Source organism: Clostridium sp. AM33-3 (genome assembly GCF_003480315.1).
Classification (GTDB): domain Bacteria; phylum Bacillota; class Clostridia; order Lachnospirales; family Lachnospiraceae; genus Brotaphodocola.
Genome location: NZ_QUIV01000018.1, coordinates 49,441 through 58,789 on the forward strand (window position 1 = coordinate 49,441; position 9,349 = coordinate 58,789).

Genomic DNA, 9,349 nt, shown 5'->3' on the forward strand with positions numbered 1-9,349 from the left:
GAAAGAGAGGACCAGGTATGACTGGCATTTTCCAGGATTTGGAGATGGTTTTTCAGGGCATGCGCTCCTGGATTTCCTTTTTGCCAAGAATTACATTTTCAAATGTTACCGAGATCATCATCCTGACGATCCTGGTTTATTATGCGCTTTTATGGATCAAGAGTACCAAGGCCTGGTATCTGCTGCGCGGCATTGCCATGATCATGGCGTTTGCAGTGGCGGCAGCAATCTTTCACTGGGACACGATCCTCTGGATCCTTGGAAGAACCGGCGGTATCGCGGTAACGGCGCTGGTGATCATATTCCAGCCGGAGCTGCGCAAGGCGCTGGAGCAGCTTGGAAGCCGGAATCTGATTTCTGAGCTGTTTTCGTTTGATGATAACCGGGAAAATCAGGGCTTTTCTGACCGCACGGTCAATGAGATCGTCAAGGCTACCTTTGAGATGGCCAAGGTAAAGACGGGGGCCCTGATGGTGATTGAGCGCAATGTTTCCTTAAAAGAGATTGAACGTACCGGCATTGAGATCAATGGACTGGTAAGCAGCCAGCTTCTGATCAATATTTTTGAACATAACACTCCTCTTCATGACGGTGCGGTCGTGATTCGCGGCAACCGCGTGACGGCAGCAACCTGTTATCTGCCATTGTCCGACAATATGACCATCAGCAAAGATCTGGGAACCAGACACCGTGCAGCAGTCGGTATCAGCGAGGTGACAGACAGCATCACTGTAGTAGTTTCGGAGGAGACCGGACGAGTTTCCGTAGTGGAAAAGGGTGGACTGAGAAAGGTTGCGACAGCAGACGAGCTGCGAAAAGCACTGGCAGTGGCTGAAGCTCAGGAAGAAACCAATGGAACACTGTTAAAGATCTGGAAGGGAAAGCGCAGAAATGAAAGAAAAGCTGATAAATAATCTTGGACTGAAGATTCTTTCCTGTTTTCTGGCGTTTTTTATGTGGCTGATCGTTGTAAATGTCTCAAACCCGGAGGTGACCGGAAGCAAGGAGGTCCCGCTGGAGATTGTGAACGAGCAGGTGCTGACCAAAGCAGGAAGAACCTATGAACTGGGCGGAAAAGACACGGTGACCGTATATTTTGATGTTCGCGTCAAAGATGCATATAAGATCCGTTCCTCCGATTTCCGTGCCTATGTAGATCTGGCTGAGCTTTACGATGTGACCGGATCGGTACAGGTCAAAATCGAAGTACTGAATAACAAGGAACTGATATCTAACGCAGAGAGCCGTCCGGGCGTAGTGCGTATTCAGACAGAAGAGCTGCAGAGCAAACAGTTTTCGCTGATCATGAATACCTACGGAAATCTGGCAGAGGATTACGCGATCAATAAGGCAATCCTGACTCCGGATCATGTTATGGTGGAGGGACCAACCTCTCAGATAGGCCTGATCAATCATGTCGGTATTGAATTGAATGTGAATGGACTGGAAAGTGGAACAGACGGAACAGCTGAGCCGGTATTTTATGATGCCAACGGCAATGAAATTACAGTCAGTGACCGGGTACACGTAAGTCCGGCAGAGATCCAGTACAGCCTGGAGGTCAGCAAGGTGAAAAATCTGCCACTTGATTTCGAGGTAACGGGAACAGCAGCTTCCGGTTATCAGTATACGGGTGTGGAGTGCAGCATCAAGAGTATTTCCGTTCTGGGGCTTAAGAACAGCCTGGCATCCGTTAATAAGATCACGATACCGTCTTCGGTACTCAGTGTAGCAGGGGCAATGCAGGATAAGGTGGTGACCGTTAATTTAAATGATTATCTTCCGGAGGATGTAAGTCTGGCCAATACAGATGATGCAAATGTGACCATTCGCTTGAAGGTCGAACAGCTTACCACCAGGATCATAACTCTGGGAGAGCCGGATATTTCTATGGAGAATGGTGCAGATTATTATCATTACCATCTGTCTCCGGCGCGGATCGAAGTGAAGCTTCAGGGATTGAAGGAAGATCTGAACACACTCAAGCCGGCAGACTTAAAGGCAACGGTGAATTTGTCCGGCATGCAGCTGGGAACCTATACCGGCACCCTGAATATGGGTGGCCTCGGCAAGAACTTTAAATTGCTGTCGGTTTCTGCATTCAGCGTGGAAGTGACAGCGGGAGGTCCTGCAGCCCAGCTGGATCAGACAACGGCAGATGAGGAAGAGGCAGATGAGGAAGATTCTTCTGCAGAAAACAGCAATACAAAAATACAAGACACAGAGACGAGCGGCGCAAACGCCGGCTGACAGAAAGAGGGATAACATGGTTAGCAGAAAAATTGTTATCAAAAATGTATCAGGACTTCATCTTCGCCCGACCGGGGTGTTATGTAATGAAGCCATCAAGTACAAATCATCGATCAAATTTCATTCTGGTAACACCACATCTAACGCGAAAAGTGTGCTCAGCGTGCTGGGTGCCTGCATCAAGTGCGGCGATGAGGTGGAGTTCATTTGTGACGGACCGGATGAACAGGAAGCCCTGGATGGGGTCATTGGTGTGATCGAAAGCGGCCTTGGGGAGTAAAAGGCCATCAGAATGATGCGATCCGCAGATTTGGTTCTGCGGTTCCATATATAAATAAATGATTAATAAGGAGGATGTATCATGTTAAAAGGTACAAATGTTTCTTCTGGAATCGGCATTGGGAAGGCCGTGATCGTAGAAGAAAAAGAGCTGGTGATCAGACGGGAGGCTGTAGCAGATGCAGCAGCCGAGGTGGAGCGTTTTAAGGGAGCGCTAGACACTACGCTTAAGAAAACCGAGGAGCTTGCGGCAGATCTTGCGACCAGAGTAGGGGAGAAGGAAGCAGAGATCATGCAGGGCCATATGATGCTTCTGATGGATCCGATGCTGACCGGAGAGATTGAGACGGCCATTACCGGAGAAAGCATCTGCGCAGAATATGCGATCGAGCAGGTCTGCACCACCTATGCTGATATGTTTGCATCCATGGATGACGAGCTGATGCAGCAGAGAGCAACCGACATGCGTGATATCAAGGAGCGTATGCAGCGGGAACTGCTTGGCCTGGAGAGCGTGGATATCGCAGCACTTCCGGCAGGCACCATCCTGGTTGCGAAGGATCTTACCCCGTCCATGACAGCAGGGATCAGACCGGAAAATGTAGCCGGCATTGTCACAGAACTTGGGGGCAAGACCTCCCACAGTGCGATCCTGGCCCGGGCGCTGGAGATTCCTGCAGTAGTGGCAGTACCAGATCTGATGAGCCAGGTCGAGAATGGTCATGTGATCGTATTAGATGGAAGTGAAGGTATCGTTTATGTAGATCCGGACCAGGCTGTGGTAGATGAGTTTTCCGCCAAACGTGAAAAATTCCTGAAAGAGAAAAAGGAGCTGGAGCAGTACATTGGAAAGCCGACCGTGACTAAGGACGGTGTGCACATTGAGCTGGTTGCCAACATCGGAAAGCCGGAGGATCTGGAAAAGGTTCTTCAGTATGACGGCGAGGGTGTAGGCCTGTTCCGTACAGAATTTCTGTTTATGGACCGCACGGCTATGCCAACGGAGGAAGAGCAGTTTGAGGCATATAAAGCGGTGGCAGAAGGACTGAAAGGAAAACCGGTTATCATCCGCACGCTGGACATCGGCGGTGACAAGGAAATTCCGTATATGGGTCTTACCCGGGATGAGAATCCGTTCCTGGGCTACCGTGCAATCCGTTTCTGCCTGGATCGCAAAGATGATGTATACAGACCTCAGCTGCGCGCACTGCTGCGTGCCAGCGCTTATGGCAATATCAAGATCATGGTGCCGATGGTGACCTGTATCGAAGAGCTTCGCGAGGCAAAGGCTCTGATCGAAGAAATCAAGAAAGAACTGGATGAAAAGAACATCCCTTATAAAAAAGATATAGAAGTTGGTATCATGGTGGAGACAGCGGCTGCATCCCTGATGGCAGATGTATTTGCAAAGGAAGCAGCATTCTTCAGCATCGGAACCAATGACCTGACCCAGTACACCATGTCCGTGGATCGCGGAAATGATAAAGTGTCTTATCTGTATTCCACGTTTAATCCGGCTGTGCTGCGCAGCATCAAACGCATTATCACCTGCGGACGAGAAGCCGGCATCATGGTAGGCATGTGCGGAGAAGCGGCAAGTGATCCGCTGATGATTCCGCTGCTTCTGGCTTTTGGCCTGAATGAGTTCAGCATGAGTGCATCTGCAATCCTGTTTTCCAGAAAGCTGATCACCGGGTACAGCGTTGAGGAGCTTCAGGCTGTGGCAGACAAGGCCATGAGCTTTGCAACCGCAGCGGAGGTTGAGGCATACATGAAAGCCTTTGCGGCTGGTCAGGCATAAATCAGAATTACTGGCTGTCACCTGCATTGCGGGCGGCAGCCATTTATAAAAAGAAGAAAACACATTTACATGAGGAGAGACGATCATGGCAGTTTATCTTATCTGTTATCTGGCATCTTATATACTTGCCCGGTTTGACCACTATCTGGTATCCGGCGTCCTGCTTCTGGCAGCGGCTATCTGGCTTTATATGGAGGACTACCGGAAATATAAGAATCTGATTCATCTGCGTGGTCTGTTCTCTCTGTTCTGGGTAGGCGGCGAGGGACTGGCCTGCCTGAAACTGAGCAATTTGCAGACGGACTGGTCAGGCATGACCTGGTTCTGCCTGTTCCTGGCGTACATAGGCTTCTGGCTGGTGTTTGAAGCTCTGGTCCAGGCGTATGGATCCGGATACGATGGTTATGGCCGCTGGAGAAGCTTCTCCGGAGATCCAAGGCCGGTATTTACCATGATCTGCGCTCTTACTGCAGTCTCACTTGTCTGCTTTATTACAGAGTCGGTCGTGCTGGGCTATGTACCGCTGCTTTTACGTGGAGTTCCGCATGCCTATTCGGAATTCCATCTCACGGGAATTCATTATTTCACAGTCTCCTGTGTGCTGGTCCCGTCTCTGACGGTTCTCTATATTCATATGCGAAACGGACGGGGCAGTGAGAAGCTTCTCATCGCTGCACTGGTCATGACGGGCATTTCCCTGCTGATCCCGATCCTCTGCGTATCCCGTTTTCAGCTGGTATTTGCAGTGCTGCTGGCGGCGTTTACCTATATTTCCCTGCAGAAACTGTTTCATCCGGGATGGCTTCTGGGACTTTTCGTGGTGCTGCTTCCGTTTTATCTGATCCTGACTGTGGCAAGAAGCCATAATATTGAATATCTGAACGGGATTTTTGAGATGAAGAGAGCATCCATGCCGATCTTTATCAGTCAGCCATATATTTATATTGCAAACAACTATGACAATTTCAATTGCATGGTAGAAGCACTTCCCGGGCACAGCTTTGGGCTGAAGGGACTGTTTCCGCTGTGGGCATTGTCCGGACTGAAGTTTTTCTTTCCGCAGCTGATCAATTTCCCGATTTATGTGGATAAGACCGAGCTGACCACTCTGACTCTGTTTTATGATTCCTATTATGATTTTGGATGGATCGGAGTGCTGCTTTTTTCCTGCATTCTGGGAGCTGTTGCCTATGTTCTGGTCGTGAAGCTCCGGGAGATGCGAAATCCACTGGGATATCTTTTGTATGCGCAGTTTGCGGCATATCTGATGCTATCCTTTTTTACCACCTGGTTTTCCAATACGACCACCTGGTTTTATCTGATCCTGACCGGGATCATGGCTTTGTTTTACCATCTGCGGGCAAGCCGCTGGTAATATAAATGAAATACTGCGATGAGGAGGATATGGAAATGATTTCAAAAAAAATGAATCCGCTGGTCCAGAATAACTCTGTGATCCGGGTAATGTTTGAAGAGGGAAAACGCCTGGCAGTCATTTACGGTGCGGAAAATGTTTATGATTTCAGTCTTGGAAACCCAAACGTACCGGCGCCGCAGGAGGTGGAAGATTCCATTCTCGAAACACTGAAGGAAGAGGAATCCACCTTCATCCACGGTTATATGAGCAATTCCGGTTATGAAGACGTGCGCGAGACCATCGCCTGCGATTTAAACCGACGTTTTGGTACAAAATTTCATCAGGGAAATATCCTGATGACCGTAGGTGCTGCCAGTGGTCTGAATATTATCTTAAAGACCATCCTGGATCCGGAAGATGAGGTCATGACCTTTGCTCCATACTTTGTTGAGTATGGAAACTACGTGCGCAATTATGATGGAAAGCTGGTTGTGGTATCTCCGAATACGGTGGACTTCCAGCCGAATCTGGAAGAATTCGCCCGGAAGATTACCGCACGTACCAAGGCTGTCATCATCAATACTCCAAATAATCCGACCGGTGTTATTTATTCGGATGCAACCCTGACCAGACTGGCAGACATCCTTCGGGAAAAAAGTGCGGAGTTTGGAACCGAGATCGTGCTGATTTCCGATGAGCCTTACCGGGAACTGGCTTATGATGGGGCAGTGGTGCCATATGTGACAAAATACTACGCAAACACTGTGGTATGCTATTCTTACAGTAAGTCTTTATCCCTTCCGGGCGAGCGTATCGGTTATCTGGTCATCCCGGATGAGCTGACAGAGAGCAGAGATGTCTTTACTGCGGCAACCATCGCAAACCGGGTGATCGGATGCGTCAATGCTCCGTCCCTGATCCAGCGGGTGATCAAACGCTGCATCGAGAAAGGGGCCGCTGTGAATCTGGATGCTTATGACAAAAACAGGAATCTGTTATATAACAGCTTAAAGAAATACGGTTTTGAATGTATCAGACCGGAAGGTGCTTTCTATCTGTTTGTGAAGGCTCCGGTTGCGGATGATAAAGCGTTCTGTGCACAGGCTCAGAAACACAATCTGCTTCTGGTACCGGGAAGCTCCTTTGCATGCCCGGGCTACGTTCGTATTGCTTATTGCGTATCATATGAGCAGATCGAGCGCTCCATGCCGGCATTTGAGGCGTTGGCAAAAGAGTATGGACTGATGAAACAATCGGATTTTAAAGAACGAAAAACGACAGACAGGAGGACACGAAGATGAGAGCATGGGAGAGTAATATTCGTAAAGTAGTTCCTTATGTACCGGGGGAGCAGCCGAAGGGTGACCGGCTGATCAAATTGAATACCAATGAAAATCCATATCCGCCGGCGCCGGGGGTGGCTGAGGCATTAAAACATATGGATATTGACCGCTTTCGCAAGTATCCGGATCCGGCTGCATCCGATCTGGTACATGCGTTGGCAGAGTATTACGGTGTGGGCGATGATCAGGTGTTTGTCGGAGTTGGATCCGATGATGTCATTGCCATGAGCTTTCTGACCTTCTTTAACTCCGATAAACCTGTGTTATTCCCGGATGTGAGCTATTCCTTCTACAAGGTCTGGGCAGACCTGTTTGCCATTCCTTATGAGACTCCGGCTCTGGATGAACAGTTCTGTATTCGTCCGGAAGACTATTACCGTGAAAATGGCGGTGTGATCTTTCCGAATCCGAACGCACCGACCGGCCTTCTGTTATCGTTAGAGAATGTGGAGGATATCATCCGTCATAATCAGGACGTGGTGGTGATCGTAGATGAAGCATATATTGATTTTGGCGGAAAATCCGCTCTGGAACTGACTGCAAAGTACGAGAACCTGCTGGTGGTACAGACCTTCAGTAAATCCCGCTCCATGGCCGGTATGCGCATCGGCTTTGCCATCGGTCATCCAGATCTGATCAAGGCGCTGAATGATGTCAAATATTCCTATAACTCCTACACCATGAATATGCCGTCTCTGATCCTGGGAACGGAGACCGTGAAGGATGACGCGTATTTTCGGGAGACGGTCCAAAAGATTATCGACACCAGAGAATGGTCAAAGACCCGCCTGACAGAGCTTGGATTTACCTTCCCGGACTCCATGTCCAACTTCATTTTTGCCTCTCATAACCGGGTTCCGGCAAAGGAGCTGTTTGAGGCGCTGAAACAGCAGCAGATTTATGTGCGCTATTTTGACCAGCCAAGGCTTTCTAATTATCTTCGTATCAGCATTGGCACGCGGGAGGAGATGGAAGCACTGTTTGCGTTCCTGGAGAAATATCTGGCGGAGTAGATCAATCTTTGGGTATGAAAATGGAAATATCGGGGAAAAGTATGAAAGCGATCAGCTCATCGACAAAGTCGGTGTGACATGATTTTGGCCCGTGATTATGAAAATGCAGAGCAGTCACGGACGAAATAAGAAGGTGATTGTATGGACAGACGTTATGCCCGTTTGATTTTGAATATTGTGATCCCGATGGTGGAGATTCTGCTGCTCTGCCTACTGGGACCCAAGCTTTTAAAGTTTTTCATGCCCTTTGTGATCGGCTGGATCATTGCCATGATCGCCAACCCGCTGGTACGTTTTCTGGAAAGCCGGGTGAAACTGGTACGCAAACACAGCTCCGTGCTGATTGTTGTGGCAGTGCTGGCTTTAATTATCGGACTCAGTTATTTTCTCGTCTCCAGGCTGATTTTACAGGCTATGGAGCTGACAAAAGATCTTCCGGTATTGTACGACATTGTTTCAGCAGATCTGCGGGAAATTTCCATCCGCTTTGCCAGTTTATTTTCCAGACTGCCGGAACAGGTGCAGACAAACTGGCAGGAACTGGCAGGAAACATTGGTCATGCAGCCAGCCTTCTTGTACAGAAAATTGCATCTCCGACGGTAGAAGTAGCCGGAAATGTAGCAAAAGGAATCCCGAACGCACTGGTCAATGTAGTTGTGACAATTCTTTCGTCTTACTTTTTTATTGCGGAGCAGGATAAGATCATGGCCTTCTGGAGAAAACATTTGCCGGACAGTATAAAAGGCTATGTGCATTATCTGAAAACGGATGTAAAGAAGCTGATCGGCGGATATTTTCTGGCACAGTTTCGTATCATGTTTGTGGTAGCGGTTATTCTGATCGTTGGTTTTCTGATACTTGGGATCAGGTACGCGTTCCTGATCGGTGTGTTGGTGGCAATCCTTGATTTCCTGCCTCTGTTTGGAACCGGAACGATATTGATTCCATGGGCCGTCTTCAAGCTTTTATCCGCAGATTATGCGTTGGCTGCGGGATTGGCACTTCTCTATGTACTGACACAGGTCACCCGCCAGGTCATCCAGCCTAAAATCGTAGGAGATTCTATGGGACTACCGCCGCTGTGGACACTGGTATTTTTGTATATCGGTTTTAAAATTCACGGGATATCCGGTATGATCCTCGCAGTGCCGATTGGAATCTTTGTGATGAACCTGTACCAGTACGGCGCGTTCGACAGGCTGATAGAGAGCGCGAAAGAGCTTGGGGAGGAAATTCAGAAAGTGCGGAAATAAAAATATTGAGACGGAACCACTAAAAGGTCCGAAGTTCCGGAAACCGCGTACA

Annotated in this window: 8 protein-coding genes; all 8 read left to right on the forward strand. The window is 48.7% G+C overall.

What is annotated here, in order from left to right; all coding sequences use genetic code 11:
• The first annotated feature begins 17 nt into the window (after positions 1–17).
• The 8 genes from cdaA (at position 18) to ytvI (ending at position 9,297) form a co-directional block, all read left to right on the forward strand.
• Entirely contained in the window at positions 18–914 is an 897-nt protein-coding gene (cdaA, locus tag DW819_RS11125) for a diadenylate cyclase CdaA (protein WP_243025811.1), read from the forward strand.
• The gene (locus DW819_RS11130) at positions 892–2,250 is read left to right on the forward strand and encodes a CdaR family protein (RefSeq protein ID WP_118733343.1); all 1,359 of its coding nucleotides are present in this window, start codon (positions 892–894) and stop codon (positions 2,248–2,250) included. Before cdaA ends, DW819_RS11130 begins: the two co-directional genes overlap by 23 nt.
• A gap of 16 nt (positions 2,251–2,266) precedes the next feature.
• The gene (locus tag DW819_RS11135; RefSeq protein WP_118733344.1) at positions 2,267–2,530 is read left to right on the forward strand and encodes an HPr family phosphocarrier protein; all 264 of its coding nucleotides are present in this window, start codon (positions 2,267–2,269) and stop codon (positions 2,528–2,530) included.
• Between the two features lie 81 nt (positions 2,531–2,611).
• Complete coding sequence (gene ptsP / locus DW819_RS11140; RefSeq protein WP_118733345.1) at positions 2,612–4,330, forward strand: phosphoenolpyruvate--protein phosphotransferase; 1,719 nt, start codon at positions 2,612–2,614, stop codon at positions 4,328–4,330.
• Positions 4,331–4,415: 85 nt separating this feature from the next.
• Positions 4,416–5,705 carry an O-antigen polymerase gene (locus DW819_RS11145; RefSeq protein ID WP_118733346.1) on the forward strand — a complete coding sequence of 430 codons (1,290 nt, stop codon included), beginning with the start codon at positions 4,416–4,418 and terminating at the stop codon, positions 5,703–5,705.
• Between the two features lie 35 nt (positions 5,706–5,740).
• Positions 5,741–6,988 (forward strand): pyridoxal phosphate-dependent aminotransferase, encoded by a 1,248-nt coding sequence (locus DW819_RS11150; protein WP_118733347.1) that lies wholly within the window; start codon positions 5,741–5,743, stop codon positions 6,986–6,988.
• Complete coding sequence (hisC, locus tag DW819_RS11155; RefSeq protein WP_118733348.1) at positions 6,985–8,043, forward strand: histidinol-phosphate transaminase; 1,059 nt, start codon at positions 6,985–6,987, stop codon at positions 8,041–8,043. The genes DW819_RS11150 and hisC overlap by 4 nt, the downstream gene beginning before the upstream one ends.
• Before the next feature lie 141 nt (positions 8,044–8,184).
• A complete protein-coding gene (ytvI, locus tag DW819_RS11160) occupies positions 8,185–9,297 on the forward strand; it encodes a sporulation integral membrane protein YtvI (RefSeq protein WP_118733349.1) in 1,113 nt (370 codons plus the stop codon).
• The last annotated feature ends 52 nt before the right edge of the window (positions 9,298–9,349 follow it).

Excerpts from the sequence above, each read along its gene's own strand:
- DW819_RS11135 (WP_118733344.1), top strand. The coding sequence starts at position 2,267 with ATGGTTAGCAGAAAAATTGTTATCAAAAATGTATCAGGACTTCATCTT.
- ptsP (WP_118733345.1), top strand. The coding sequence starts at position 2,612 with ATGTTAAAAGGTACAAATGTTTCTTCTGGAATCGGCATTGGGAAGGCC.
- cdaA (WP_243025811.1), top strand. The coding sequence starts at position 18 with ATGACTGGCATTTTCCAGGATTTGGAGATGGTTTTTCAGGGCATGCGC.
- DW819_RS11150 (WP_118733347.1), top strand. The coding sequence starts at position 5,741 with ATGATTTCAAAAAAAATGAATCCGCTGGTCCAGAATAACTCTGTGATC.
- DW819_RS11130 (WP_118733343.1), top strand. The coding sequence starts at position 892 with ATGAAAGAAAAGCTGATAAATAATCTTGGACTGAAGATTCTTTCCTGT.
- DW819_RS11145 (WP_118733346.1), top strand. The coding sequence starts at position 4,416 with ATGGCAGTTTATCTTATCTGTTATCTGGCATCTTATATACTTGCCCGG.
- hisC (WP_118733348.1), top strand. The coding sequence starts at position 6,985 with ATGAGAGCATGGGAGAGTAATATTCGTAAAGTAGTTCCTTATGTACCG.
- ytvI (WP_118733349.1), top strand. The coding sequence starts at position 8,185 with ATGGACAGACGTTATGCCCGTTTGATTTTGAATATTGTGATCCCGATG.